The following is a 24,711-nucleotide window of genomic DNA, read 5'->3' on the forward strand; positions in this document are numbered from 1 at the left end:
AAATGAGGGGAAAAAAAGTTGACGCTTCAAGCGTCAACTTTTTCCCAGGCATTGGACAGAAATGCATCCCGTCCGGATTCTTCACGGTCTTTGTTGTAATGCTCGGCATTTTTCTTATAAAAATCCTGATGGTACTCTTCCGCTCTGTAGAAAGTGACGGCATCCAAGATTTCTGTCACCACAGGTTTATCGAAACGCCCACTGGCATCAAGGTCCTGCTTTGTTTTTTCAGCCAGCGCCCGCTGCTGATCGTTGTGGACAAAAATAGCAGCCCGGTAGGAGGAGCCGCGATCCTGGAATTGGCCCTCGTTGTCAGTCGGATCGATCTGCTGCCAAAAAATATCCAGCAATTGTTCATACGGGAAGATATCCGGTTGGAACGTGATTTCCACGGCTTCCATATGTCCGGTAGTACCCGATTTCACCTGTTCGTATGTAGGGTTTTCGATATGCCCGCCGATATAGCCGGAAACTACCTGTTCAATGCCGTCAAACTGATCGAACGGTTTGACCATGCACCAAAAGCAGCCGCCTGCGAATGTCGCTTTTTCTGTCATAATTATGTCTCCTCTCGAATTAGTGATAACCTGTTTTATACTTTGCGGATGAGATTTTGGGCTTTTCGGCATCTTGCTGTTTATATAGGAAGAAAAGCTAATTTCTACATCATCTTTTAGTAGGTAAGAAAAATCTTACCACTCCGCTTGATTCACGACAATTAAAATGTTTTATTTACAATGAATTTACCATTGGAAATCAAAAGGTGGGCTTTCAAACGACAATGGGCATTAGTTTTTTTATGAATCCAATGGTTTCGTATGAGAAAAAGCCTATATTCCTGATTCTTTTCATTTATTTAAAGAAAATCTTGAAACTTAATGCATACCCGCGCGTCATATTGACGTAAAAGTTTAGAAAGGAGTAGATCTGTTATGGAAGAAGAATTACAACCTGTCAGAAGAAAAAGACGCAGAAAAAGAAGAGTACGGCTGCGCGGCATCATCTTCCTGCTAATGGTCGCTCTTATTGCAGTTGGTGCTTATGCATTCATACAATTTAAAAGTGGAGTAAGTTTAGCAGAAGACAATACCGAGCAAGAACCAGTAGCATTTGATGGAGATGAAGCAAACGGTGATTACGAGAATATCCTGGTATTGGGTGTCGATTCCCGTGGAGAAGAATTTTCACGCACAGATACAATGATGCTCGCTACACATGATAAAGTAAATGGGGAAATCAAGCTGACGTCATTCATGCGCGACATATATGCGGATATTCCCGGTTACCAATCCTATAAATTAAATACGGCCTATTATTTAGGAGAAAAACACGGTGAAGGCGGTGTGGATCTGCTGGCGGATACGCTGAGAAACATGTTCGGTGTGGAAATTCATCATTACGCAGTAATTGATTTTGAAAGCTTTGAAAGTCTGGTTGATGTGGCAGCTCCAAACGGCGTAGAAATCGATGTGGAAAAAGCGATGTCGAAACGGATTGGGGTCTCATTGGAGCCAGGTGTCCAGAACCTGAACGGCAAAGAGCTTTTAGGGTATGCGCGTTTCCGCGCAGACGATGAAGGCGACTTTGGCCGCGTGCGGCGCCAACAACAAGTGATTGCGGGCATGAAAGACGAATTGATCAGCATTTCTGCGATTCCGAAATACCCGAAAATGGCAGGAGCTTTGCAAGGCTATGTCCAAACGGATATGCCTCTGACCGATCAAGTGAAATTGGCGACACAGTTGGCAACCGGCGGAAGCGGGGAAGTGGGCCGTCTGACTTTGCCTGTTGAAAACAGCTATAGTTACGGAAATTACTCCCATGCAGGATCGGTTCTCGATATTGACGTAGAACAGAACAAACAGGCTTTAAGTGAATATTTGTCACAACCCTTAGACTAAATTATCAGATGATATGATAATATGAAAGTAGATAGTCTATTAAGAAAAGGGGAAGCTTATGCAGCCAGAGGACAAGCCGTCGTTTTTTGCTACAAATTATATTCGCTTTTTAGGCGGAAGAAATACCATATTCACGCTGATTACGCTATTGCTGCTTGGCTTGGTGGTTTTCACTTTCAAAGAGGTTTCGTTTATTTTCCACCCGCTTAGCGTATTCATGAAAACCGTAGTCCTACCGATTGTGTTGGCATTGATCCTCTTCTACTTGCTGCGGCCGGTGTTGCGCATGTTGGAGAATTTTAAAATTCCGCGCATTTGGGGGATTCTCATCATCTTTCTTGGCGTGGTCGGACTGATCACATTATTGATCGTCTTGGTATTTCCATTTTTAAAATCACAATTCCAAACACTCATTGAAGAGTTTCCGACGTATTTTATGCAATTACTGACGGATGTGGATGCCTTTTTAAGAACCTCGTATATCGGTGATTATTACAGTGAATCCAACTTTACAATCGACACCTTGCTTGCAACGTTGCCTGGCAATATTGCAGATACCCTGCAAAATACCGTGACCAGCATCATTACAGGGGTGACTGGTTTAATTTCAACGATTACTGGCGTTATTTTATCGGTGGTCATCGTTCCGTTTATCCTGTTTTATCTGTTGAAGGACGGCGAGAAATTGCCGGAGTATTTCCTCAAACTCTTGCCGCCCAGATTCCGCGACGATACGCGTGAAGTATTCACGGAAGCGGATAAGCAATTGGGGGCTTACATACAAGGGCAGCTGATTGTAGCGTTTTGCATTGGTGTCATGGTTTATATCGGATTCCTGATCATTGGCATGGATTATGCCTTGCTGCTGGGAGTTTTAGCCATGGTGACCAGCATTGTGCCCTATATAGGACCTGCTATTGCCATCACTCCTGCCGCCATTATTGCACTTGTTACATCCCCTTTCATGCTGGTTAAGCTGGCAATTGTCTGGACGGTTGTGCAGTTGGTGGAAGGAAATTTGATTTCTCCACAAGTTATGGGAAAAACATTATTTATCCATCCGGTGACGATCATCTTTGTGCTTTTGACAGCGGGGTCGCTATTCGGTGTTGTCGGCGTCATTTTAGGGATTCCGATGTATGCGTTGCTTCGGGTCTTGATTTCCCATTTTTATAGGCTCTTTAAACGCCGTTACAACAAACATGAAACCAATTTGGAAAATCAATACGATTATACAGAACTATAAGATTGTTTTAAAACAGCATAATAGTGGTATATAAGGATTAACAAAAGTTGGGGGTTTCTACGTTATGAAGTTCAAAGATTTTTTATCATCAATCGGCATCGGGTCTTTAAAAGTCGAAACGGTAGTCGAAATGCCGCATCTCGAAGAAGGCGAAACATTGAACGGCACAGTGTATCTGGACGGTGGAGACGGCGATCAAACAATCGATTTCATTGAGTTGAACGTCATCAAACTAGTCGAAGATACACGGGACGACAGCGATTTCGATTTTTACGAAACGGTCATCGGAAAACAATCGATGGAGTTTGCGGGATCGGTCAAATCAAAAGAAACGGTCATGCAGCAATTTGAAATCATGCCTGATGAACGCTGGATAGTGGATCATCCAAAAGCAAAATTGATTTTGCGTACTGTCGTCCATGTAAAAAATGGCGTCAATGCACAAGATGAAGACGAAATCACATATGGAACATACGAGAGCTGATTTTCAGCTCTTTTTTTTTTGATGAAATATGTCGCAAAATGTTCAACCTTATTATTTCTCTTTTAGGGATTTCATTGCGTTAAGTAAAATTATCCGATAAACTAATTAAAAGATGATAATGAGAATCATTTTCAATTATAAGGAGGAGTCATGTTAAGCAAACTAAAGACCTTTTCTGTACTCGCCCGATGCGGATCCTATACGGAAGCTGCTAAAATGTTATTTTGTTCACAGCCTGCAGTCACACAGCATATCAAATTTTTGGAGAATTATTATCAGGACAAGCTGGTGATCCGCAAAAACCATCAAGTTGTCCTGACAGAGCGGGGGACCATTTTGAAGAAATATGCAGATCAGCTTATCGGTCTGTTTGAAGAGATGGACGACAGAATGTCTTCAGCCGCTGTGATTCAGGAGCCGGTCTCTTTGTACATGAGCCAGTATATAGCTGAAAATTACTTTTGTGAACTGTTTGATGCAGAGCATTCGTGTTGCCGGAAATGTCCATGTGAAATCAACGGCTTCTGCTATAAGGAGTTAAGGGAAAAGCTGTTCGAGAAGAAAGCTAAGTTTGCGGTCATGCCTATATACCGTTCTGACCTGCAGATTCAGCAATCCTATACGATCCAGCCGCTTTTTGAAGAAGAACTTTACCTGGTATTGTCGGCTGCACATCCATTGGCACAACGAAAAGTAATTTATGCAAAAGACTTGAAAGACATGCCGGTTTTATTGACGCAAAGCGTTTATCTGCAGGAATTGGTGAAACAGGCATTGAGCGGGAAAGAAGTTCCGGTATTTTATATGCAGATGACTGATTTCAAAATCATCAAGAAGGCACTGGAACAGAATGCCGCGGTCTCTTTTATGCCGAAAAAAGTAGTGTCTCCAAAAGATTCAACGCTGGTATGCCGCAGTGTTAAAGGAATGCGGATTAAGCGGGAAAATGGTCTGGTCATCGACCCGACTCAATTGCTAACTGAAGCCGAAGAGGCTTACTGCCGCCACATAACCGAACAGCTTTCCTCCTGAATAAGGGGGAAGGCTTTTTTATTTATTTTAAGGCAGCCGCTATGTTTTAATCTCTTTACCCAGTATTCGGCCGTTAAAAGGTGCACTTTTTTAGATTACCGGCACCCTTTATAAGCAATCGTTATAATGCCATAAGCAAAATTGATAAAGAGCCGCTAAACGCTTGTGCCTGCTGCAAAAAGGCAAGTATCGGGTGCTTTGTTGATATTGATAATCATTCTCACTGATGATAAGTTAAGTGAGAAAGTAACCGAGAGAGTATAAAGAAAGCAGGGGAATTTAGAGATGAAAAAGAGAGGTTTGTGTTTGCTGGCAGGAACAATGCTGATGTTGGGAGCCTGCGGCGAAGAAAAAGCAGTAACAGGAGAAGAGGCGGCGGCTTCGGCCGATCGAGTGGACAACCTGACAATTGGACTCCATACCGATGTCGGACCGCTTAATATCTACACAGGCAATCTGGACTGGATGACGGATCTGGTCTATGACAAATTATTTTCGCCATCGCCTTATGTGGATGAACCAATTCCGTGGCTTGCAGAAAGTGCCGAGCAGCTGGATGACAAAACGTGGACCGTGAAACTCCGTTCCGGCATCAAATGGCATGATGGGGAGGATTTTACGGCTGAAGACGTTAAATTCACTTACGAGTATTTCCGCGATGGCCCGGCAAACCGCCATACGCACCACGTCAGTGAAGTGCCGAAAATCGACGCGATTGAAATAGAAGATAGCGGAGACAGCGTCCGATTCGAATGTGCCTATGCCTGCCCGTCACTGGCATCGATCACTTTTGCCGATTTGCCGATCTTGCCTGAACATATTTGGAGTGAAGTGAAGAATCCGCGCAAATTTACGGATCTGGCAGTAGGGACCGGCCCTTATGAGCTGACCGATTACCAATCTGATCAATCTTATCAATTCGAAGCAAACGATGAATATTTCATGGGCACGCCGACCGTCGGTTCATTGACCATGCCGGTCATCAAAGATTCAACCGCTATGTTCAACGCGCTGCGTTCCGGTGAAATCGATGCATCTTCACGGACTGTTCCGGCTGAACTGGTTTCTTCCTTCGCTGCTGAAAAGAGCTTGAAGTTGGCAGAAACCTCCGCTTTGTCCATCGTTCAGTTCGGCGTCAATTACGAGATGGCGCCATTCAATGAAGGCGAATTCCGCAATGCGCTGTCGCTTGCTGTCGATGGCCAGTCGATTGTCGATACGATCTTGCTCGGGCAAGGCAAAGCGGGAGACAAGGGCTATCCGCATCCGGCTTCTCCTTGGACAAATCCGGAATTGTCAACGCCATTTGATTTGACCAAAGCTTCTAAGGCTTTCGATAAACTGGGCTATAAAGATGTAGACGGCGACAGCTACCGTGAGACACCAGAAGGCAAAGAGATGTCTTTTGCCATCAAAGTGTCTGCAGGAGAACCGATTTATGTCCGAGCTGCCGAGCTGCTGGTGGAACAGATGAAGCAAGTGGGTCTCCACTTTGAAGTGAAAGCGGTGGATGCTACTACTTTTGCTGCGGATATTGCAGAAGACAATTTCGAATCCTATGTCAGCCTGATCGGGCCGCACGGAGTTGCCGATCCTGACCAGTTCATCATGTCCCATAAATCCGGCTATCTCTGGTCCAAAGAGCTTGAATATCCTGAAATGGATAAATTGACATCTGATTGGATGGCGGCTTCAACAATTGAAGCACGCAAAGAGATCTCGTTTGAAATACAAGAGCTGTATAACAGCCAACCGACTGCCATCGCTTTGTATTACCCGCAGGAAATCTTTGCTTATAATTCAGCTGTCTTCGATCAATACGTGGAATCGCTGGGGTATGGCATCATCAATAAATATTCGTTCCTGCCGGAAGAAACACAGCAGGCGGTATCGGCAACACAACCTGAACTGATCGACTGAGGAGAAGAGCAGCATGAATCCAAAATATACAGCTTTCGGAAAAAAACTGCTGCAATACGGCCTGGTGCTGTTCGTGGCGATTACCATCAATTTTTTGTTGCCGCGTTTAGCGCCGGGGGACCCGTTATTGTACTTTTTCGATGAAGGAACGTTAAAGGAATTGACAGCAGCACAAAAGCAGATGGCCCTGGATTCAATGGGCCTCGGCGGTTCGCTGTTTGAGCAATATTTTATTTACCTGAAAGGAATCGTCAGTTTTGATTTCGGCGTTTCCATCAAATACGGCTTGCCGGCGATAGACGTGATTCTGGAACGGCTGCCGTGGACACTCGTTTTGATCGGTCCAGCCATGCTGTTGAGTGCAGTCATCGGCGTTGCAGTCGGCGCCTATTCGGCTTGGAACCGCGGGAAATCAAGAGACGTGTCTTTGCTGACGGTCATGCTGACTTTCCAGGCTGTGCCTGGGTTTTGGGTCGGCATGCTGTTCATTGCCATTTTCGCGGTGCAGTTCGGCTGGTTTCCGACTTACGGAGCGGTATCAATCGTCCAGGATGGAACCACGATCGGCTGGTTGAAGGACGTCGCTTTGCACTTGGTGCTGCCGATTGCCACACTCAGCATTGCCACGGTCGGCTCGAATTACCTGCTGACACGTTCGTCGATGCTGGAATCGCTGGGACAGGATTATGTGGTGATGGCGGAAGCCAAAGGCGTCACGAAACCCCGCCTGATATTCAACCATGGGTTGCGCAACGCCTTACTTCCGGTCTATACCCACTTCATGATGAACCTCGGCACGTTGATCGGCGGTTCGGTGGTGGTGGAGACGGTGTTTTCCTATCCTGGAATCGGCCGTCTGCTGTACGAAAGTGTCGTGGCACGCGACTTCCCGATGATGCAGGCCGTGTTCCTGATGATCACCATCGGCGTGATTGGCGCGAATATTTTGGCGGATCTGACTTATCCAATGATCGATCCGCGCGCTAAATCAACGCGCCGTGTGAAGGGGGAATCTTGATGCGCAAATCGACAAAAATCATCGGCTGGACCGGTGCTGCAATGGCTGGAGCCATGCTGTTATTTGCCTTGCTTGGGCCGATGCTGATCCCACACGATGCCTATCAGCAAACCGGTGCTTCGTTTCAGGGACCAAACGCCGAACATTGGCTTGGAACCAACGACATGGGCCAGGACATTCTGGCAGAGCTCGCAGTAGGCGCCCGGACTTCCTTGTTTATCGGAATTGCCACAGCGGTGATCGCCACTTTTATCGGCGGCATCATTGGTGTGTTGTCCGGTTATTTCGGCGGCTGGTTTGAAACGCTTATGCTGCGTCTCATCGACGTCGTATTGACTTTGCCGTTTCTGCCGCTGATGATCGTCATCGCGGTCTATATCGGCCCGGGAGCATTCACTCAAATTTTTGTCATCACTTTGGTCATGTGGGCAGGCAAAGCACGGCAGATTCGTGCCCAAACCTTATCCATCAAAAAAGCAGGGCCGGTGCTGGCAGCCAAATCGATGGGTGCAGGACATTTTTATCTGTTCCGAAAACACATCCTGCCCGGCGTATTTCCGTTATTCATCCCACAATTTGTAGCAGCGGTCAATGCGGCCATCCTGCTGGAATCGTCTCTCAGCTTTCTGGGCATGAGCGATCCCTTGATGAAGAGTTGGGGCAGTATTCTGTATTACGCCAATAACCGCAGCGCCTTTTTGACAGAGGCATGGCTTTGGTGGATCATTCCGCCGGGCGTCTGCATCGTGCTGGTGGTTCTGGCCTTTTCCTTTATCGGCTATTACCTGGAGGAAAAAGTCAATCCGCGCCTGAGTGCGTATGTGCCGTCCCCGAAACGGCCGAAACAGTCCATCCTTTTGAAACAAGAGCTGTTGGACGAAGATATCGTGTTGAGCATCAACAATATGACAGTCGAATATCCGAAAAAAGGAGTTTTCACGCCAGTTGTTTCCGGTGTGTCGCTCCGGGTACATAAAGGCGAAGTACTGGGAATCGTCGGAGAATCGGGCAGCGGCAAAACGACCGTTGCCTCCGCCATTATCCAGCAATTGAAAGAACCTGCCCGTTTGTCGGTGGAAGGGATCTATTTTGAAGGAAAAGACCTTCAAAAATTCAATGACGAAGAAATCCGGTCAATCCGCGGCAATAAAATCGGCTATATCGCACAAGCAGCCATGAACGCGTTGAATCCGGTCATTTCCGTCGAAAAGCAATTGGCGGAAGCCATCCTGGCCCATCATAAAATGCCGGCGGCTGAGCTGAACCAGCGCATAGATGAATCGCTGCTGCAAGTGGGCCTCGATTTGAAATGGCGCCATGCATTCCCTCATGAATTGTCGGGCGGCATGCGCCAGCGCGTCATCATTGCCATGGCGCTGATCAACCGGCCCGAGTTTGTCATTGCCGATGAACCGACGACCGGGCTGGATGTCATGGTGCAAGTGGAAATTCTGGAATTGCTGCAAAGGCTGCAACAGGAATTAAACTTATCGATGATCTTCATCTCGCATGATCTGCCGGCCGTACTGAAAATCACCGACCGGCTGGCCATCATGAAATATGGCTATATCGTCGACGGCGGCCCATCGGCAGAATTGGCGGAATCATCGACGCATCCATATACGCGCCGTCTGATTGACGCTATGCCTTTATTGACGCAAACAAAACGGAAAGAGGTGTTGAGCAAATGAGCCTGTTATTGAATGTGGACAGTCTGCGAAAAGTCTACGGCCATGCCAAGCATGAAGAAACAGCCATCTTAAAAGACGTTTCCTTCAGTTTGCAGCGGGGTGAAATCGTCGGCTTGATCGGCGCGTCCGGTGCCGGAAAAAGCACAGTCGGCCGCATTCTGGCAAGCCTCGAACAGCAAAACGGCGGCACCATCTGGTTTGATGGCAGTGACTTGACGGAACTGACGGGCAAAAGGCGGCGGGCATTCGCCAAAGACATCCAAATGATCTTTCAAGATCCCTATGACTCGCTGTCCGGCCGCATGTGCATCCAAGATCTCGTCGAAGAGCCGCTGATCATCCAAAAATATGAAAAAGATTCCGCCAAACGGCGGCAGCTCGTCAATGAAGCTTTGTCATTGGTGTCGCTGGATCCGAAAAAATATGGAGCGCGTTTTCCCCATGAATTATCAGGCGGGGAACGCCAGCGAGTAGGCGTTGCGCGTGCGCTTGTCTGCAGACCGAAACTCATTATCTGCGACGAACCGACGTCTATGCTCGACACTTCACTTCGGCTAGAACTGATCGGATTGTTGAAAAAGCTCAACGAACAATTCGGCATCGCCTATTTATTCATCACCCATGACATTGCCTTGACCAAAGGCTTCTGCCACCGGCTGCTGGTGCTTTACGAAGGCCACATCGTCGACCAGGGCTTTACAGAAACCGTAATCGAATACCCGGAACATCCATTTACCATCAAGTTAATCGAGGCTTTGAGAAGCCTGGAAAACACAAAAGGAGAATCCCAATGACTGCAGATTTCATTATTTTAGACGCTGGCACTATTTTTGCCCGGAACCGTTCGCAAGGCGTGGCGGACCAGAAGGATTTTAACTTCATCGACATTTACTCGTTGGGGAAGGTCGACTTGACTCCGTATAAATGCCTGGTTATCACCGGCTTTTCAGATCAGGACTTCCTCTACAAAGAGCGCCACGCCATCCGGGAATTCCTGGATAGAGGGAAAGTCGTCGTGTTCTGCGGCAATCTGGTGACCAATTGGCTGCCAGGAGGCAAACCGTTCATCGCCAAAGACATCAAGCGCTTTTCTGATTACCGTGTCCGCAAAGTGATCGACCATCCGATTTTTAGAGGGGTTGAAGAAGACGATATGACCTTGAAAAAAGGCGTCGCTGGATTTTTCGCACGTGGCCATCACCCGCTGCCTAAAGATGCGGAAGTGCTGCTGATGTTGAATGAAGGCGAACCGATCACGTATATCGACCGCAACAGTACCGCAGGAACCATTTTGGCGCATGTCGGGTTTGACTTATTCGGCTATATGCAGACGGATGAGAAAAAGACCACAGACCGCATCAGTGCACAGCTCCGGAGCTGGGTGCTTGAGGAATGTGCAGCGCTTCAGGAAGGAATGGTGAAAGCATGAGAAAAATCGGCGTTCTTTATGGCGGCAGTTCCCAGCATAGCCGCACTTATAAAACAGGTGAATTCGCCAAACACATCCATCAGCTTCTGCCGGTGCAGGAATTTGCGGAAGCAAATCTGGAGACGCTGGATGTATTATTGATTCCGTCGCAGACCCATATGAAACTGCTGGAGGCCAATGTCGAAAAAATTAAGGATTTCGCGGATTCCGGCCGCATCGTCGTGACATTCGGTCCTCAGGGATTTGACTGGCTGCCGGCACATAATTGGGAATTCCGCCCGACCAACTTTTGGTGGTGGCTTGAAAAAAATGCGAAAAGCGGACTTACGTTGCCGGGAGAAAAACATGATTTGTTCCAGCGCTACCTAAGTCTTGACGATGCCACCTGGCACCAGCACGGTGTCTACTGGCCAACTGCAGGATGTGAGACCTTGGTGGCGACAGAAGATGGCGGTTCTGTCCTGTATATCGATAAAGTCAATTCCGGCGGCACCTGGGTCAACACGACTCTGGATCCTGATTATCATTACGGTTCTTATTTTATGCCGGCGACAGAACGGTTCTTACGGGGATTCCTGCCGTGGCTTGCTGAAGGGAAGATCTGACCATGATCCAGGTGTCGCAAGTCACCAAACGCTATGGCGGCGAAACCGTCCTGCACAATGTCGACTTCCATCTGGAAACAGGTGATTTTGCCATGCTGCAAGGCCGTTCGGGTTCAGGGAAAAGCAGTCTTTTAAAACTGCTTTACCGGGAAATAGATGCGGATGAAGGAACGATCCGGTTTCGGCAGATTCCGATCGGGCAGACGCTGAAACATGTATTAAGAAGGGAAATCGGCATTGTCTTCCAATCTTTTCAATTGATCGAACAAAAGACGGTCTTCGAAAACATCGCCTTGGCGGGCAAAGCAGTCGGCCGCCCCATGGCAGAAATAGAAACCGAAGCGATGCGCTTGCTTGACCGTGTCGGATTGCGCAACAAGAAAGATGCTTTTCCCGGTACTTTGTCTGGAGGCCAGCAGCAGCGCGCTGCGATTGTCCGGGCGTTATTGAATAAGCCAAGCCTGTTGCTGGCGGATGAACCGACGGGCAACCTGGACAAAGAAACAGCTGCGGATATTCTGCAGCTGCTGAAGGAATTGCACGAAGAAGAAGAGATGACGATGCTGATCGTCACGCACGATGATTTACTGCTGACACAGCAGCAGGCGAAAATATGGACGGTAGAGGATGGCAAGGTGCATGAACAGGCAATTACTTAATTACATGGCAGCAGACTCCTGGCAGGGGCTGAAGCGCAATCCGGGAAGCACCATCGCTTCCATCCTTTTGATTGTGCTGGCGCTGCTGCTGATCGGGGCACTGCTGTCGGTCCGGCTGTTCACGGATGACGCCACCGAGTATATCGAGTCCCAGCTGTCGATGAAGGTCTATATCGAAAAAGGGCTGGAGGCGGAAGACATAGCCGCAGTGCTGTCGGACAAGGCGTTCGTCGAACAGGTTGCCGTCGAATCAGGCGACAAAGCACTGGACAAACTGGCGTTTTTCTTCAATGGCAAGGAACACTTGCTGGAAGCGTTTGAAAGCGACGTGATGCTGGATGCTGTGAAGCTGCAGGTATCCGATAAAGGAGACATGGACCGGATTGCAAAAGAGCTCGAGTCCATCAGCGGTATTGAACAGGTGGTGTATCCGCAGAAACTGGCCGTGACCCTGGATCTGTGGATCACCCGTTTGGACCGTTATGGAACCGCCGGGACAATCGTCTTTTTCGCCATAGCATTCGGAATGGTTTATCAAACCTTTCACCTGGCCGTCTACAGGCGGCAGCAGGAACTGGCCGTGAAATTATTCGTCGGCATGAATCCGAAAGCGGTGCACGCGCAATTCCTGCTCGAAGGGGCTCTGCTCAGCATCTTTGGGGCAGGAATTGCGATGGCATTGACGGCAGTTTTCCAGCTGGCGGTCCTGAAGCCGTTTCAGCAAGCGCTGCCGTTTGCCGGACAATTGGAAACAAAAGACCTCTTCACCATACTAGCGCTGCAGCTGTTGTCAGCGCTGGTGATCGGTGTAGCGGCAAGTTTCCTGTCCACCCGAAAGCGGATTGCCCATGGGTAAGCGGATTGTTGTGGGGATGCTCATTGCCTTTTCGTTCATGCTGCCCGTATACGGCCATTTGAGCGGAGCATTCGCAGATTTTCTGGCGATTGTCCATGACCGCTCGACTCTTGATCAATTGACTGGCGAAATGGAAGAGACGCGGCGGCAAATCGAGGAACTGCAGCCGGAAGTGGACGATCTGGAAGTGCGCTTTAAAGACCAGCAGCACACAGCCGTCGAACAGCTGCAGCTTTATGCGGATTCGGGGCTGGATGTCTGGTTGTCGATGATGCAAGACGGAGACGATGCGGCAGATCTTCTTGGCAGCCAGTGGCTGATGGAGCGCGGTATCAACTCCTATCTGGAAGGCCTTAACGGGCTCTATCTTCAGTACCAGCAGCTCAACGCACAAAAAGAATCGCTGGAAGGCCACGAAGAGCTGCTGTCCGTCATCGAATTTAATCTGCAGGCACGTGACCAATACCTGTCAGATAACGCCGGGCTGCCCTTGGAACAACTCGCCAATTATTTGGATATTGACTGGGTGTCTGAAGTGGAATATCCATTGATTGACGCTTTTCAGCAAGATCAGCATCTTATCGATGCTCATTTGGCCGACTGGTTCAATGCTTCTTCTGAAAATCAGCTGAATGAAAACTGGCTGAACAGCCAAAGTGAATTGCGTTACTTTTTCCGCAAAGACCATATTTATGTGGAATACAAAATCGAAGAAGGCCACGTAATTTTGCTCGGCCAGCTGCTGCAGGACCAGGACGGCAAATCCGCTGCACTGGTCTTTGAGGCGGGCTTCTATAACGGATTTTATTTGCCGGAAGAGCTGCTGGAGGAATTGATCGGCTTTACGCTCGATTACAGCGTCGCTGGAAAGTTGTATGGTTTGGAACACTTGTATTTTACTCAAAAGGACGGTGCGCTCGAACTGCACCGGAAATAGGAGCGGAGACAGATGAAGAAAACGATGCTGTTGCTGTGCTTGAGCCTGTTTGTGTCCAGTCAGGCTCTAGCCCACGTAACGAATGAAGAAACGGCATACAGCGATATTGCGCTAAGGCAAGCGGCACCCGATATTCTGTTGCTCGATACCGTGGGCATCATTTCAACTGTGGAAGGCTCACGGGATTTCCGTCCCCAAGAGCCGCTGCTGGCAGCTGAATTTGCAGAATGGATGGATCATTTTCCGTTTGAATATCAGGCGGTGGATTCAGATGCAGAAGGGGAAGTCCATTTTGAAGATATTAACCGGGTTTTGTTTGATGGGCAGCTGGAGCCGGAAGTTCCGGGCAAAGGAATAACACGTGAAGAATTTGCGGTATTTGTGGCAGCTCATGCAGAAACGGAAATCGATGGCGAAACCTTGCTGTCGCGTGCAGGATTTGAAAAAGGTCCGGCGGGAGAGATTACCGGCGTGGAACAGGACGGGGAAGGTTATCAGTTGACGATTGGCGGTAAACCTTATGATGTGGGCGCACATCCGCGAATTCAAAGTGACAGCGCGGATCCTGAAGTTTGGGCAGGCATGACCGTAGCAGAATCGTTGATGGGTCCGGATCGTCCAGATGGACAATCCGAAGCCGGCAAAACGCATCAGAATCAAGCCATTCAATTTGTGGTCATTGAACGGGACATTGCTGAAGCACTGACTGCGGAAACGAAAGATACCGCCATCAAGGCGGATGTGGACCCGGAAGCGGGACGCATCAACTGGGTGACGGCAGTCACTATATTAGGTGTCGCATTGTTTGTTTATATGATTTACAGAAGAAATCGGAAAGACATTGAATAACAGCACAATAGGAGGATCTACTATGACAGGAATAAAAATTTACGACCACGGGGAATTGCTGGAAATCGGCTTTCAGGATATCCGCAAATTCCATGGCATCCGGGCCTATATGGCGATTGGTGTCGCTTATCGAATAATGGAGGCGGCGTTTGAGGCATTATATGGCAATGAAGTGCCGAGCCGCGAGGACATTTCCATTGTATCAGGACACGGCGGCCCCGGTTTCCGCGACGCGTTTGAGTTTGTGACGCGGGCAGATACCCGCGGCGAATACCTAGTGGATGTCAGTTATCCACAGGCACAATACGATCCGCACCGGCCGACTTCATATGCTTATGTGTTCAAGCGGCAAACAGGAGAGCAAGTGGAAGTCAGTTTGAAGGAAGATTTCCTGCCGGCAGTATTTTACGAGTATCTGAAAAAAGGGCGGGAAGACAGTTTTACAGCTGAAGAGTTTGAAGCATGTGAGAAGTTGAAGAAAGAGTTGTGCATGCGCGCATTGAAGATGCCTTTAGAAAGTTTATTGGAAGTTCGGCATGTATAGATACGATTAAGAGCAGGAAAACTGGTAGATCCAGTGTCCTGCTTTTTTCGTTGATTCCGTTAAAAAGCAGTTACTTCTCTAAAGACAGGGCTATGTCCAGGGAATCTCATATATCATTTTGGCGCCAAGTGCTTTTATTTCAATTTCGGGAGAAGAAGATTTCAAGTGAGCCATTTGGATCGCAGCAGCTTTTTGGGCATCTTCAAAGTTCATGTGATTTTTGATTGTTTGGAGCGGTTGCAGTTCAAAAGGAGCAGAAGGCGATTCTTTTATAAATAATAATATTATGTAACCTTCTTGTATAGAAGTATCCATAAATGTATTAGGCTCGATTAATAATTCATTGTCAGGGAAGTAGCTGATTTTATCTTCACAGATGATCGCAATTTTTTTCAAAATCCATATTTTCGAGTAGCCGGAAGAAATGGTGGATTCGACTCGCTCAAGTACGGTTTCCAGATGCTGTTCAAACAACGGAAACAAATGCGGATGGTGAGGGACAAAGGTAAAGTAAATCCGGCTGTCTTGTTCATCGAGCAGTTGAAAGCGATTCACAGTAATTCCTCCCCGTCGATTCGAAATATGTAACTGCTTTTATTATAATCGATAGCAGCCTCGGGAACAAATGGCTGTTATTCGTAATACATGTAAAAAACTACATAAGGTTATGTAGAAAAGTTCAAAACACGCAATAAGAAGAAAAAATAAAAAGCGAATAAAAGACAGAAGCAAAAACAAAAAGACGATTCTCGAATTAGCAATCGTCTTTTTATCAATCAGCTCATTATACAGGAGGATTTTCCACACCAAGCTTAATCCAATCTTCTTTCGGGGGACCATAGACACCAAAAGGTTTGAGGCCGGCTTGGCGAATCAGTACAGTCATCTGGCCACGATGATGGATCAAATGTTTGATGAATCCCATCAGAATTTGAGCGTTCGTTTCCTGGCGGCCAAAAGCGTTTTGCACTTGCTTTAAGGTTTCATCCGTCCATTGTTCTTGAAGTGCTTTCGAAGCTTTTTGGCTGAGGTGTTTGAATGTCTCAGCAATTTCCTTAGCAGATGACGGAACGGTTTCATTGTTGTCGACCTGTTCGATCTCTAAACCGAAATGAGCCAAGTAGTCGGGAATGCCAGTCGTGATGTGCCAGGCGATTCGGCCCAAAGACCGTCCTTCAGGATAGACTTTTTGTTCCAGCGATTGATCTGTTAAACCTTCCAGGACCTGTTGAGTCAATTCGGCTTCTTTTTGCCATTCATTGATGAAATCCGTTAATGTCACGTACATGCTGAATCCCTCCATTAGCGATAAATTAGCAATCACTGCTTCCACTTAAATTAACACAGCCGGCAGCGTAAGGGAAATAAGTTGCCGCCAAAGTGGTTGCAGTCAAAAAGTGTTTTAATGATGGATTCATAAAGGGATGTCCACTAGTAGAGAACGTGATTATCTCAGCTCAGCCAGCTGCCGCCGATGCAACTGGCGAGCAGAATGACCATAAAAATCCCGGACATCCATAGATCGGTGCGGCCGATCCTGACCGGCCGGTAATAGGCACTTCTTGGTTCACCGGTAAAACCTCTTGCTTCCATGGCGAAGGCAGAGCGCTCCGCTTTTCGGACAGCGCCTGCAAGCATAGGAATCAAAATGCGGCGCATCTCGAGCAAATGCTGCCAACTGTATTTTTTCATTTCGGCACCCCGCAGTCGTTGTGCTTGCTGGATCTGGGTAAATTCGTCTTTCATGACCGGCAGGAACTGATAGCCGACCATGACGCCGTATGCCATTTTAGGCGACAGCTTGAGCTGCTGCATCAGGCTCATGATGAATTTTACGGGATCGGTGGTGAAGGCGAACAGCAATGACAAGGTGGAAAACGCCATAACACGAAAGGCCAATGACAGTGCACGAGCCCATTGTTCATCCGTCACATCAATTCCGGCAAATGACCAGATGACAGTTCCGCCTGTGTCTGCACCGAATACCACAGTGGTCCATAAATAGCCGAAAGCGCCGATTGAAAAGGGCAGCATAAACAACAGCCAGAGTTTCCATTTTGTGCGGCTCATCATCAGCTGCAGGAGGACAATGCCCAACCAAAACAGCAGCGGCGTCCAAGGGTTAAAAAAGAATGCCAGTGCGAGCATCGACACGGTGACCAGGACAAACTTGACGGACGGATTCATGTCATGCAAAAGATTCCGCAAGACGGGCCACTCCTTTCGGCGCCAGCAAATGATGCTGTTCCAACAGTTCTTCGTTATGCCAAACATCTTTTGCAGCAAACTTGCCGGTCAATTCGCCGTCTTTGATGAGCAGCACCGAATCAGCCAAGCTCGCCGCAAATTCCATGTCATGTGTAATGATCAGAAAAGTTGCCCCTTCTTTGGCGCGCTGGTCAATCAAAGCAAATAGTTCAAGCAACGCAGCTGTATCCTGTCCGGACGTGGGTTCATCCATCAACAGCACTGGCCGTTTATCCGCGAGCATGGCCGCTATCGCTACGCGCCGTTTTTGCCCATGGCTAATGGCAAATGGATGGGCCTCCTGAATTTCCTCAAGACGCAGACTATCCATCAATTGGGTTAACTCGAAGAGGGTGGAGGCTCCAGAAAAAGCGACTTCCTGGTGGACGCTTTGCGTCAGAAACAGGTATTCCGGCGATTGCGGCACATAGCCGATGCCATCCGATTCTACCTTTCCGCTCGTCCGTTTATAGATGCCGCACAGCGATTTTGCCAAAGTCGACTTGCCGCTGCCGTTCGGTCCGGCAATCACCACCACTTCGCCACGGCTGACGGAAAAAGACAGCGGTGCAAGCAGTTGCCGATCTTTGATTGTGACAGAAAGCTTTTCTGTCTGTAAGGCCACTTCCGACTGGCAACTGGACTGCCGTTTAGGAAATGAAACCGGCTGCCGCGGGATGAATGGGTGGTCTGTGTCTATAGCGCCATTACAGCCCAATTGAATTTCTCGCCCGAAAAACGTGCCCCAGCTATCGAGACGATGCTCGACCGCAACAATAGTCAGGTTGGACTGCTGCTGAAGTTCTTCCAGCCATTCGACAAATTGTTTGGCAGTATAAGGGTCAAGGTGAGACAAAGGCTCATCAAGCAATAAAACCTCCGGATCCATGATCAATGCGCAAGCGGTTGCCACGCGCTGTTTCATTCCTCCGGATAGAGATTGGATAACAGAATGGCGCAGGTGTGAAAGTCCAGTGGCTTCCAAAACGGTGGTGATGCGCGGTTCCATCTCAGCAAGCGGTGCATGCAGATTTTCCAGTGTGAATGCCAGTTCTTCTTCAACGGTCGGCATACAAAACTGGGAATCAGGATCCTGAAAAACAGTCGCGATGCGGTGGTTGATTTCACCTGGCGCATAATCGACCGCAGGTTTCCCGAACAAACGGATTTCTCCGTCTACCAGACCATCGCAGTTATCGGGATAGAGGCGATTGAGCAAATACAATAAAGTGCTTTTTCCGCAGCCGCTTGGACCGGAGATGACCAGCCGTTCACCCTGCTCGACTGAAAAGGAAATGCTTGTTAAGGTTTTTTCGTCATCTTCCGGAAAGCGGAAAGAGAGGTCCGTTAAAGAGAAAATCTCTTCAGGCATTCACATCACCTTTTTTCGTGCGTGCAATTGCATAGCCGCGGAGCGAACCGGTCGCAAGCAAGGCATCGCCAATATACTTGCCGCCGATTCCAGCGATAACAGCACCGCTGAGGACACGGATGGTGAACATCAACGCAACGAATGACGGATCCAGTGCCGCATAGCCTGAAACGAAATAACCGTAGACAAAGCTGAAGACGGCCGATCCAATACCTGCAAGCATAAGGACAAGGATATTGAAATGCTTATAGCCGGTCAATGCAAACGCGGCTTCAGCACCAAGCCCTTGGATAACGCCTGACAAGATCAGACGGGGACCGACGGCATTGCCGATCAGCACTTCAATGGCAGCAGCCATGGTTTCGGACAAAACCGCAGCTCCGGGTTTCCGGATGATATACATGCAGATGATCGAGACGATGAACCAGATGCCAAACATCCATTCATAGGCAATCGGCCCAATCAGTGCGGCCCAAATGTTTGCGGCGTGGAGAAACAGTAAGTAAACGATACCGAAGACTACTGCAAACAGGGACATCAAGACCACTTCTTTTAATTTCCATGATTTCAGCATATTAAGCGCCTCCATGGGACGGGCTGTTGATGCTCATTGATACCGTCATCACCAAATGGCGATGTTCGTCTGAACGGGCATTGGTGAATGCTTCTTCGTAAAAAGCGAAGACATCATGGATATCGCCGTGTATGCCGCTTGCGTAATGCATGGAATCGTTGAAGACCCCTTGTTTTTTGGCACGGTCGACTTCCCGGTAGATGACGGCCATATAATCCGGATTGTTCATCGGATACAGCGCAAACTGGGAAGACACGTATTGTTTGGTGGCATCGGTGTTCAACAATTCATCGTCTTTTTCCAAGTAGACGTCCCCTGATGAATCGCCTGGGCAGCCGATCGAGAAGGTGCCGGACAATGCGACATGTTTACCAGTTTTTGCAGCATGCAAAGCTAATGCCTTTGCGACATTGAATACGTGATTCTGTTTGCCGCGAATGACTGTCGAAACGTCATCGGTGTGCATCCAGACGTTTGAAGTGTCCGTTTCGTTCAATGCTCCTTTAATGACTTTGATGAAATCGCCGGTCATCGGATGAAGCGAAAAGCGAAATCCGACAATCGGGCTGGTACCGCATTGCCATGGTTCCATATCAACATTCCTCCTAAAAATTTGCACAAAAAAGACCGCATCCGTGAAGATGCAGCCATAATCTACAAATAACCAAAAGGAATTATTTCAGAAATGCGCCGCACTTCCTCACGCAGGTATTATCCTGATCGAGTTATAAGGGATCGAAGCTTGCGCTTGCATCTCAGCCATAATGGGCACCCCTAGTGCAGTAAACGGTATGCGGTTTTTGTGTTCGGGTTGTTCCCGATGGGTTTAGTGTAGAGGAAGTGGTGGAGGATGTAAAGGGGAGATTAGAAAGATGTGCTCATTAGTCATTTATGTTGGGATTCTGAAATCGCTTCGGTCGCTTTGGGCATGGCTCCCGCCCAGTCCGTGGACACGCCGGTGCTTTGAGTAGTAAAGTCAGTTTTTTTTATTATCTAGAGTTATCTCCTCACTTCTCGATATTTATTTAGTAAAAGAAATAAGTTTAGAACACTATTTTTCCAATATTTTCTTCTTAAGTTTGTAGATTTTCGTTATACTGGAGTCATTATGACTAGAGGAGGCCAATTGATGAGTACCATTTCCCTTAAAAAGAAAACAGCGAGCATTGTGCTGGAGAAAAAACAATTGACCGGTGTTACAGCTAAAGTCGGCATTGTCTTGGACATTACAGGATCGATGCGGAAGCTGTATCGTGACGGCGTCGTGCAGGAAGTTGTGGAGCGGGTGCTGGCAGTAGCGAGCCAGTTTGATGATGACGGCGAGCTGGATATCTGGGTGTATGACAACGAATTTTCCCGTTTGCCGGCAGCGACAGAAGAGATTTTCATGGGCTACGTAGAAAAAAACATCCTGTCCAATGACAGTGTCCACAAGTTCGGGCGAAACGACGAACCGAAAGTCATGAAAGATGTGATTCAGAAATACACGAAAGAAGAGCCAAGCGATGTGCCGGTTTTTCTGGTCTTCATCAACGATGGCGGATGCAAAGCCGGCATTAAGAAATTCATTGTGGAATCGTCGACTCAGCCGATTTTTTGGCAATTTATCGGAATCGGGGATTCGAACTTCGATGTTTTGAGAAAACTGGATACGATGGAAGGCCGCTTCGTGGATAACGCGAATTTTTTCCATGTCCCGGACATCGAACAAGTGACGGATGAAGAACTATACAATCAAATGCTGAATGAATTTCCCGAGTGGCTGAAAGAAGCGAAGGAAAAAGGCATCTTGCGCAAAAAGCGAAAATCGCCTTTAAACTTTATTTTCCCGAATCGAAACAAATGAGTGAAGCAAAAAGATCCCCGGTGAAATCATTTGATTTCACCGGGGATCTTAGTTACTTAAGTTAATTTTGCTCATAACCGGCATTGAGTTTCCGGTTGTCAGCTTTTTGAACATCGCGGTTGATTGCCGGGCGCGTCAGCGAAAAGACGGCGCAGGCAAGGGCAATCAAGACGATTACAGCGCCAACCCAAGCGGTGCTTGAGACGGAGCCGGTTTGCGTCAAGGTGAAGCCGCCGATGGCAGAACCCAGCGCAATTCCGATCTGTAAGGCGGAGTTATTGAAGCTTTGCTGAATATCTGATGTGGCAGGGTCGGTTTCAATCAAATAGCTTTGTTGAGGCGGAGCCAAACTCCAGCTCAGTGCTGCCCAAATGACCATCACCGGCAGGAAAATAATCAGCGAGAACGTTGTCAGCGGAAGCAGGAATAAGACAACCGCAAACGCTGAAATAACGATGATGATGCTTTTCTTTGAGCCTATCGAATCGGACATGGTACCACCGATCGCACCGCCGCTCACAGCTGCGATTCCGAACAGCAAGTAGCAAAGGCTGACCCAGAACGAACTGAGCTGCAGGTTGGTCTCCAAAAATGGTGTGAAGTAGGCATAAACGGTATAATGTCCGGCAAGCATGAACATAGTCGCGAGATGAGCGGAGCCGATTTTAGCGCTCGCCACTGCTTTTAACTGCTGTTTGAGCGGGATGGCTGTGCCGCCAGGAATTGGCTGGATGTAATGGGCGATGAGCACCATCGAGCCGACGGACAATGCCGCGATGCCAAGGAAAATCACACGCCAGCCGAAGGCATCTGAAACGAGGATGCCGAGCGGAACCCCAAGAACGAGCGAAGAGCTGATGCCCATGAAAATCAGGCCGATTGCTTTTGCGCGGTAAGGCGGTTCAACGATTTTCGCCGCAATGGTCAACGACAAGACGACAATGAGTGCCGTACTTGCTGCAGTCAACACGCGCGCAATCATCATCCACGTAAAGTCTGGACTGAAAAATGTCAGGATATTTCCAAGGAAAAAGATGAACAAGGAAATCAAATAAACTTTCTTCCGTTCGAATCGGCTGGTCGCCACCAGCAAGACGGGTCCGGCTATGGCGTAGATTAATGCAAATAAGGTGATCAACTGCCCGGCTGAACTCAACGAGACGCCGAACTCTTCGGCGATTGTCGGCAAGATGCCTCCGACAATCAGTTCCACGAGTCCGACTGCAACTGTGGATAATGCTAGGATGTATACTTTCAAATTCATGGGTTCGTACGCTTCCTTTCAAAAATAAAATAGAATAGAATAAAAAAATGGCTTAAAGATCCCGTTCAGAAAACACAAAAAAATCCTGATTACAAAAAACGAACAGATCGTTTTCTGTAATCAGGATTTTGCGGTTCCTGGTAGAGACCCTTAAGCCATATTCTTAAGGTTATACAGACATATATGATGTATTTACTCTGAAAATCTTACTACAGACAATAGCATTCTGCAAGCCATCAAGATAGAAAATCAAATCACAGACTTAAAATACAAACGAAAAGTGGTTCGTCTTTCTGCAAATTTCAGCCAGTCGCTGGTCATTGAATGCAAAAGCGAGTATCAACGATTCGGAAGATTAGATGGCAATTTCACCAAAGAAATAAATTAGATAATTAATAAAATTTGTCAACCATAAATAGGTACGATGTGCTATTATATGTAAGATATTCCAAAATGAGAGGGAGTAAATGATGGACAAGAGCATGATTCAATCGAAAAGGGAAAACGTCTATTTTTTCATCAGTTTATTATTGAGCATTTTTATCTACGCGGCAGCCATTGTGTCCATTATCGGGATTGCAATTGCCATTACGATTTTCATCATCCTGCTTTTCACCAATGCCATCATGCTCGGTTCAATCCGCGGCAATGGCGTCCGGATTCACGAGCGGCAGTTTCCGGATGTCTATGAACGCGTTCAGGTGTTGGCAAAGGAAATGGAACTGAAGAAAGTACCGGATGTCTTTGTCATCCAATCTGAAGGGGCGCTGAATGCGTTCGCCACCCGTTTCTTCGGCCGCGATATGGTCGTTTTGTATTCGGAAGTGTTTGAAATGGCGCGCGAGCAGGGACAGGAAGAACTGGACTTTATCATTGCCCACGAACTGGCCCATGTGAAGCGCCGCCATATCTGGAAAAACCTCTTGATCTTGCCTGCTGGGTTTATTCCGTTTCTCAGCGAAGCGTACAGCCGGTCATGTGAATACACGTGTGACCGTCACGCGGCCTACACGATTCAAAATGCACCAGCCGCAAAACGCGCATTGACGCTTCTTGGAATCGGCAAAAAGACGTATTTGGAAGTGAACGAAGACGCATACCGCGAACAGATCGCTACGGAAACCAACGCCGTTGTCTGGTTGAGTGAAGTACTGTCGACGCATCCGCGTCTGCCAAAACGCATCCAATCCATCGAACAATTCGCTCAAGGAGATTCGAAGTTTTACGAACCGGACCACGGGAAAATCGTGCTTGGCGCGACATTGATGGTCGGAGTTATAGGAGCTGCCTATTTCCTGACCGTTGCTCTTTTTGCAGGAGGGGCATTGGCGTTTTCTCAGTTTTTGCCGGATGTAAATGAAACCTTTATTGAAGACGATTATTCGATTCAAGATGACTTTTCAATTGAAGGCGAGACGCCATTGATGGCTGCGGCATCGATGGGCGATCTCGCGGGTGTCCAAGAAGCGCTTGCGGATGGGGAAGATGTACTCGCCAAGGACTCTGAAGGCACAGATGCTTTGATGTACGCCGTCTATTCAGGTGACACGGCCATCATCAACGCTTTGATCGACGCAGGGGCTGATGTGAACTCGTCCGATAATTACTCAACGGCATTAGGTTCAGCCGTGATGTACGGGGAACATGAATCGGCCTTGCTGTTGCTTGAAAAAGGAGCGGATCCTGCCTTGCCGGGTCCCGATGGTCTGAGTGCAATGGATCATATGGGTGCAGAAAGTGAAGCGGAGTTAGTGGAGATGCTGGAATAAAGAAACCCGCCTTTGCGTGTCTCACGAAAAAGCGTCGATTACTTTAGTGGATCGACGCTTTTTAGCTGAATCCAACTAGATCAAAGGAGTGTTCCGATGTTCACAGTTCAAAATCTATTCATCGCTGTTTGGGTGATCGGGGGCATCTTATCAGTCATCGGTAACTTTCGAAAAGGCATTATATGGGTCGTTCCGACCTTGGTTTTAACCTTATTCATGCTATTCGGTTTCTGGTACGACTCGCAAGGGGACAGCCATTTCGCGCCAATCACCATGTTGGTCATCCTGTCTGTCAGCTTGTTGGATGATGTCGTCTATTTCGCACTTGGCCGGATGCCTGCCGGGCTATTCAACCGGCCCGAGCCTGCAGAGCCGATTAAAGAATTGATCCGGAGGTTTCTGTCTTTTGCGGTAACCCTGGGACTCATTTTCCTCATCAGCTCATATTTAATGTAATTTCATCAAAAA

General features: G+C 47.8%; 26 protein-coding genes and 2 riboswitches. Of the genes, 18 read left to right on the forward strand and 8 right to left on the reverse strand.

Features of this window, described 5'->3' with window-relative positions:
* Positions 1 to 26: 26 nt before the first annotated feature.
* Entirely contained in the window at positions 27 to 557 is a 531-nt protein-coding gene (msrA, locus tag QMA01_RS03905; RefSeq protein WP_290214317.1) for a peptide-methionine (S)-S-oxide reductase MsrA, read from the reverse strand.
* A 375-nt stretch (positions 558 to 932) separates the two neighbouring features.
* Here msrA and QMA01_RS03910 point away from each other — a divergent pair, with 375 nt between their 5' ends.
* From QMA01_RS03910 to QMA01_RS03980, 15 genes are all read left to right on the forward strand, one after another.
* On the forward strand, positions 933 to 1,901 hold the full coding sequence (locus tag QMA01_RS03910; protein WP_191714374.1) for an LCP family protein: 969 nt from the start codon (positions 933 to 935) through the stop codon (positions 1,899 to 1,901).
* A gap of 58 nt (positions 1,902 to 1,959) precedes the next feature.
* Positions 1,960 to 3,147 (forward strand): AI-2E family transporter, encoded by a 1,188-nt coding sequence (locus QMA01_RS03915; protein ID WP_191714375.1) that lies wholly within the window; start codon positions 1,960 to 1,962, stop codon positions 3,145 to 3,147.
* Positions 3,148 to 3,211: 64 nt separating this feature from the next.
* Entirely contained in the window at positions 3,212 to 3,631 is a 420-nt protein-coding gene (locus QMA01_RS03920; RefSeq protein WP_290214318.1) for a sporulation protein, read from the forward strand.
* A 150-nt stretch (positions 3,632 to 3,781) separates the two neighbouring features.
* Positions 3,782 to 4,663 (forward strand): LysR family transcriptional regulator, encoded by an 882-nt coding sequence (locus tag QMA01_RS03925; RefSeq protein ID WP_290185918.1) that lies wholly within the window; start codon positions 3,782 to 3,784, stop codon positions 4,661 to 4,663.
* Between the two features lie 285 nt (positions 4,664 to 4,948).
* Positions 4,949 to 6,583: an ABC transporter substrate-binding protein gene (locus QMA01_RS03930; RefSeq protein WP_290214319.1), complete on the forward strand. Its 1,635-nt coding sequence runs from the start codon at positions 4,949 to 4,951 to the stop codon at positions 6,581 to 6,583.
* A 13-nt stretch (positions 6,584 to 6,596) separates the two neighbouring features.
* Positions 6,597 to 7,601, forward strand: coding sequence for an ABC transporter permease (locus tag QMA01_RS03935; RefSeq protein ID WP_290185914.1), 1,005 nt, complete (start codon positions 6,597 to 6,599; stop codon positions 7,599 to 7,601).
* Positions 7,601 to 9,292, forward strand: a complete 1,692-nt coding sequence (locus QMA01_RS03940; protein WP_290214320.1) for a dipeptide/oligopeptide/nickel ABC transporter permease/ATP-binding protein — start codon at positions 7,601 to 7,603, stop codon at positions 9,290 to 9,292. The genes QMA01_RS03935 and QMA01_RS03940 overlap by 1 nt, the downstream gene beginning before the upstream one ends.
* Entirely contained in the window at positions 9,289 to 10,086 is a 798-nt protein-coding gene (locus QMA01_RS03945; RefSeq protein ID WP_290214321.1) for an ABC transporter ATP-binding protein, read from the forward strand. Before QMA01_RS03940 ends, QMA01_RS03945 begins: the two co-directional genes overlap by 4 nt.
* The gene (locus tag QMA01_RS03950; RefSeq protein ID WP_290214322.1) at positions 10,083 to 10,721 is read left to right on the forward strand and encodes a phosphate starvation-inducible protein PhoH; all 639 of its coding nucleotides are present in this window, start codon (positions 10,083 to 10,085) and stop codon (positions 10,719 to 10,721) included. The genes QMA01_RS03945 and QMA01_RS03950 overlap by 4 nt, the downstream gene beginning before the upstream one ends.
* Positions 10,718 to 11,326 carry a hypothetical protein gene (locus tag QMA01_RS03955; RefSeq protein ID WP_290185906.1) on the forward strand — a complete coding sequence of 203 codons (609 nt, stop codon included), beginning with the start codon at positions 10,718 to 10,720 and terminating at the stop codon, positions 11,324 to 11,326. Before QMA01_RS03950 ends, QMA01_RS03955 begins: the two co-directional genes overlap by 4 nt.
* Positions 11,327 to 11,328: 2 nt before the next feature.
* Positions 11,329 to 11,985 carry a cell division ATP-binding protein FtsE gene (locus tag QMA01_RS03960; RefSeq protein WP_290185904.1) on the forward strand — a complete coding sequence of 219 codons (657 nt, stop codon included), beginning with the start codon at positions 11,329 to 11,331 and terminating at the stop codon, positions 11,983 to 11,985.
* A complete protein-coding gene (locus QMA01_RS03965; RefSeq protein ID WP_290185902.1) occupies positions 11,966 to 12,841 on the forward strand; it encodes a cell division protein FtsX in 876 nt (291 codons plus the stop codon). Before QMA01_RS03960 ends, QMA01_RS03965 begins: the two co-directional genes overlap by 20 nt.
* Positions 12,834 to 13,778 carry a hypothetical protein gene (locus QMA01_RS03970; protein WP_290214323.1) on the forward strand — a complete coding sequence of 315 codons (945 nt, stop codon included), beginning with the start codon at positions 12,834 to 12,836 and terminating at the stop codon, positions 13,776 to 13,778. The genes QMA01_RS03965 and QMA01_RS03970 overlap by 8 nt, the downstream gene beginning before the upstream one ends.
* 12 nt (positions 13,779 to 13,790) lie before the next feature.
* Positions 13,791 to 14,627, forward strand: coding sequence for a hypothetical protein (locus QMA01_RS03975; protein ID WP_290214324.1), 837 nt, complete (start codon positions 13,791 to 13,793; stop codon positions 14,625 to 14,627).
* Between the two features lie 22 nt (positions 14,628 to 14,649).
* On the forward strand, positions 14,650 to 15,171 hold the full coding sequence (locus QMA01_RS03980) for an FmdE family protein (protein WP_290214325.1): 522 nt from the start codon (positions 14,650 to 14,652) through the stop codon (positions 15,169 to 15,171).
* A 90-nt stretch (positions 15,172 to 15,261) separates the two neighbouring features.
* Here QMA01_RS03980 and QMA01_RS03985 read toward each other — a convergent pair whose 3' ends face one another.
* The 6 genes from QMA01_RS03985 to QMA01_RS04010 all read right to left on the reverse strand — a co-directional run bounded on the left by QMA01_RS03985 (position 15,262) and on the right by QMA01_RS04010 (position 19,956).
* Entirely contained in the window at positions 15,262 to 15,726 is a 465-nt protein-coding gene (locus QMA01_RS03985) for a hypothetical protein (protein ID WP_290214326.1), read from the reverse strand.
* Between the two features lie 229 nt (positions 15,727 to 15,955).
* The gene (locus QMA01_RS03990) at positions 15,956 to 16,459 is read right to left on the reverse strand and encodes a DinB family protein (RefSeq protein WP_290214327.1); all 504 of its coding nucleotides are present in this window, start codon (positions 16,457 to 16,459) and stop codon (positions 15,956 to 15,958) included.
* Between the two features lie 164 nt (positions 16,460 to 16,623).
* On the reverse strand, positions 16,624 to 17,379 hold the full coding sequence (locus QMA01_RS03995) for an energy-coupling factor transporter transmembrane component T family protein (protein ID WP_290214328.1): 756 nt from the start codon (positions 17,377 to 17,379) through the stop codon (positions 16,624 to 16,626).
* A complete protein-coding gene (locus tag QMA01_RS04000) occupies positions 17,360 to 18,790 on the reverse strand; it encodes an ABC transporter ATP-binding protein (RefSeq protein ID WP_290214329.1) in 1,431 nt (476 codons plus the stop codon). Before QMA01_RS04000 ends, QMA01_RS03995 begins: the two co-directional genes overlap by 20 nt.
* Positions 18,783 to 19,364: an ECF transporter S component gene (locus QMA01_RS04005; protein ID WP_290214330.1), complete on the reverse strand. Its 582-nt coding sequence runs from the start codon at positions 19,362 to 19,364 to the stop codon at positions 18,783 to 18,785. The genes QMA01_RS04000 and QMA01_RS04005 overlap by 8 nt, the downstream gene beginning before the upstream one ends.
* A gap of 1 nt (position 19,365) precedes the next feature.
* A complete protein-coding gene (locus tag QMA01_RS04010) occupies positions 19,366 to 19,956 on the reverse strand; it encodes a YkoF family thiamine/hydroxymethylpyrimidine-binding protein (protein WP_290214331.1) in 591 nt (196 codons plus the stop codon).
* A gap of 88 nt (positions 19,957 to 20,044) precedes the next feature.
* A riboswitch (TPP riboswitch) is annotated at positions 20,045 to 20,150 on the reverse strand.
* 343 nt (positions 20,151 to 20,493) lie between these two features.
* On the opposite strand from QMA01_RS04010, the gene QMA01_RS04015 reads away from it, so the two are divergent.
* On the forward strand, positions 20,494 to 21,210 hold the full coding sequence (locus QMA01_RS04015; protein WP_290214332.1) for a vWA domain-containing protein: 717 nt from the start codon (positions 20,494 to 20,496) through the stop codon (positions 21,208 to 21,210).
* Between the two features lie 61 nt (positions 21,211 to 21,271).
* Here the strand turns inward: QMA01_RS04015 and QMA01_RS04020 are convergent, their stop codons facing one another.
* Positions 21,272 to 22,474 (reverse strand): MFS transporter, encoded by a 1,203-nt coding sequence (locus tag QMA01_RS04020; RefSeq protein ID WP_290214333.1) that lies wholly within the window; start codon positions 22,472 to 22,474, stop codon positions 21,272 to 21,274.
* 97 nt (positions 22,475 to 22,571) lie between these two features.
* A riboswitch (purine riboswitch) is annotated at positions 22,572 to 22,671 on the reverse strand.
* 270 nt (positions 22,672 to 22,941) lie between these two features.
* On the opposite strand from QMA01_RS04020, the gene QMA01_RS04025 reads away from it, so the two are divergent.
* Positions 22,942 to 24,243 (forward strand): M48 family metallopeptidase, encoded by a 1,302-nt coding sequence (locus tag QMA01_RS04025; RefSeq protein ID WP_301610405.1) that lies wholly within the window; start codon positions 22,942 to 22,944, stop codon positions 24,241 to 24,243.
* A gap of 96 nt (positions 24,244 to 24,339) precedes the next feature.
* A complete protein-coding gene (locus QMA01_RS04030) occupies positions 24,340 to 24,699 on the forward strand; it encodes a hypothetical protein (RefSeq protein ID WP_290214334.1) in 360 nt (119 codons plus the stop codon).
* The last annotated feature ends 12 nt before the right edge of the window (positions 24,700 to 24,711 follow it).

Source organism: Planococcus notacanthi, from assembly GCF_030407825.1.
Taxonomy (GTDB): Bacteria; Bacillota; Bacilli; order Bacillales_A; family Planococcaceae; genus Planococcus; species Planococcus notacanthi.

Bases quoted from the DNA above. Each gene is read 5' to 3' on its own strand.
- msrA (WP_290214317.1), bottom strand. From the start codon at position 557: ATGACAGAAAAAGCGACATTCGCAGGCGGCTGCTTTTGGTGCATGGTC.
- QMA01_RS03910 (WP_191714374.1), top strand. From the start codon at position 933: ATGGAAGAAGAATTACAACCTGTCAGAAGAAAAAGACGCAGAAAAAGA.
- QMA01_RS03915 (WP_191714375.1), top strand. From the start codon at position 1,960: ATGCAGCCAGAGGACAAGCCGTCGTTTTTTGCTACAAATTATATTCGC.
- QMA01_RS03920 (WP_290214318.1), top strand. From the start codon at position 3,212: ATGAAGTTCAAAGATTTTTTATCATCAATCGGCATCGGGTCTTTAAAA.
- QMA01_RS03925 (WP_290185918.1), top strand. From the start codon at position 3,782: ATGTTAAGCAAACTAAAGACCTTTTCTGTACTCGCCCGATGCGGATCC.
- QMA01_RS03930 (WP_290214319.1), top strand. From the start codon at position 4,949: ATGAAAAAGAGAGGTTTGTGTTTGCTGGCAGGAACAATGCTGATGTTG.
- QMA01_RS03935 (WP_290185914.1), top strand. From the start codon at position 6,597: ATGAATCCAAAATATACAGCTTTCGGAAAAAAACTGCTGCAATACGGC.
- QMA01_RS03940 (WP_290214320.1), top strand. From the start codon at position 7,601: ATGCGCAAATCGACAAAAATCATCGGCTGGACCGGTGCTGCAATGGCT.
- QMA01_RS03945 (WP_290214321.1), top strand. From the start codon at position 9,289: ATGAGCCTGTTATTGAATGTGGACAGTCTGCGAAAAGTCTACGGCCAT.
- QMA01_RS03950 (WP_290214322.1), top strand. From the start codon at position 10,083: ATGACTGCAGATTTCATTATTTTAGACGCTGGCACTATTTTTGCCCGG.
- QMA01_RS03955 (WP_290185906.1), top strand. From the start codon at position 10,718: ATGAGAAAAATCGGCGTTCTTTATGGCGGCAGTTCCCAGCATAGCCGC.
- QMA01_RS03960 (WP_290185904.1), top strand. From the start codon at position 11,329: ATGATCCAGGTGTCGCAAGTCACCAAACGCTATGGCGGCGAAACCGTC.
- QMA01_RS03965 (WP_290185902.1), top strand. From the start codon at position 11,966: ATGAACAGGCAATTACTTAATTACATGGCAGCAGACTCCTGGCAGGGG.
- QMA01_RS03970 (WP_290214323.1), top strand. From the start codon at position 12,834: ATGGGTAAGCGGATTGTTGTGGGGATGCTCATTGCCTTTTCGTTCATG.
- QMA01_RS03975 (WP_290214324.1), top strand. From the start codon at position 13,791: ATGAAGAAAACGATGCTGTTGCTGTGCTTGAGCCTGTTTGTGTCCAGT.
- QMA01_RS03980 (WP_290214325.1), top strand. From the start codon at position 14,650: ATGACAGGAATAAAAATTTACGACCACGGGGAATTGCTGGAAATCGGC.
- QMA01_RS03990 (WP_290214327.1), bottom strand. From the start codon at position 16,459: ATGTACGTGACATTAACGGATTTCATCAATGAATGGCAAAAAGAAGCC.
- QMA01_RS04000 (WP_290214329.1), bottom strand. From the start codon at position 18,790: ATGCCTGAAGAGATTTTCTCTTTAACGGACCTCTCTTTCCGCTTTCCG.
- QMA01_RS04005 (WP_290214330.1), bottom strand. From the start codon at position 19,364: ATGCTGAAATCATGGAAATTAAAAGAAGTGGTCTTGATGTCCCTGTTT.
- QMA01_RS04010 (WP_290214331.1), bottom strand. From the start codon at position 19,956: ATGGAACCATGGCAATGCGGTACCAGCCCGATTGTCGGATTTCGCTTT.
- QMA01_RS04015 (WP_290214332.1), top strand. From the start codon at position 20,494: ATGAGTACCATTTCCCTTAAAAAGAAAACAGCGAGCATTGTGCTGGAG.
- QMA01_RS04020 (WP_290214333.1), bottom strand. From the start codon at position 22,474: ATGAATTTGAAAGTATACATCCTAGCATTATCCACAGTTGCAGTCGGA.
- QMA01_RS04025 (WP_301610405.1), top strand. From the start codon at position 22,942: ATGATGGACAAGAGCATGATTCAATCGAAAAGGGAAAACGTCTATTTT.
- QMA01_RS04030 (WP_290214334.1), top strand. From the start codon at position 24,340: ATGTTCACAGTTCAAAATCTATTCATCGCTGTTTGGGTGATCGGGGGC.